Source organism: Psychrobacter sp. 1U2 (genome assembly GCF_051847575.1).
The window spans coordinates 1-795 of sequence record NZ_JBPYDC010000870.1; the positions used below are offsets into that span (position 1 = coordinate 1).

The following is a 795-nucleotide window of genomic DNA, read 5'->3' on the forward strand; positions in this document are numbered from 1 at the left end:
CTGAGTGAAAACGAAGTAGAAGCGAGCAGTGAAAGCGTGGCAAGTGATGGTACTCAGCCGTATACCTTTTATTCTAATCTACTGCGTAGTAATTGTCCGGTGACCAATCAACCAGATTGGGGAACTCTGTCTGTATCGATTACTACTGACAAATTTTTTAATAATGCGAATATGCTGCGTTATATATTGAGCTTCCGTCAGCACAATGGCTTCCATGAGCAATGTGTCGAACAGATATTCGCTGATTTGAGTGAATGTTATAAACCAAGAGAGCTGATGGTTCGTGCTTGGTATACGCGCCGCGGTGGTATCGATATCAATCCTTGCCGCGTCAGTGACATAGGTTTATTACCTAAACCAAGTCGTTTGATTCGTCAGTAATTGATAGGGTTGGTTTTGTATAATTTAGATTATATAGCCGACCTACTATAAAATAAAAAAAGCGCCTATTTCATCAAGTGAAATAGGCGCTTTTTTTAGTACATTTTTTATCAGAAAAGCTACTTGCTACTTACTTTTGCCATAACTTCTTCGCGGCTTAGCATTTGCTTTTCTGTCTCGCGGCGATTGACATATTCGTACTTACCTTCAGCCAAGTTACGGTCCGAGACCACGATACGATGCGGGATGCCAATTAGCTCAAGATCGGCAAATTTGACCCCAGGGCGCTCGTTGCGGTCATCAAGTAACACATTAATGCCTTGAGCCTTTAATTCGTCATACAGAGCTGTTGCCGTTTGCATGACGGTTTCTTCTTTCGACTTCATCGGAATGATGGCCACTTCAAAAGGTGCA

The 795-nt window shown here is 42.3% G+C and carries 1 protein-coding gene and 1 pseudogene; one reads left to right on the plus strand and one right to left on the minus strand.

Annotation, left to right across the window (positions count from 1 at the left end; translation table 11 throughout):
* Positions 1–381, plus strand: a pseudogene (locus ACS8FD_RS19235) (NADPH-dependent 7-cyano-7-deazaguanine reductase QueF); the annotation flags it as partial.
* Between the two features lie 119 nt (positions 382–500).
* On the opposite strand, the gene ACS8FD_RS19240 reads toward ACS8FD_RS19235, so the two are convergent.
* On the minus strand, positions 501–795 hold a 295-nt coding region (locus tag ACS8FD_RS19240), incomplete at its 5' end, for a His/Gly/Thr/Pro-type tRNA ligase C-terminal domain-containing protein (RefSeq protein ID WP_439277038.1).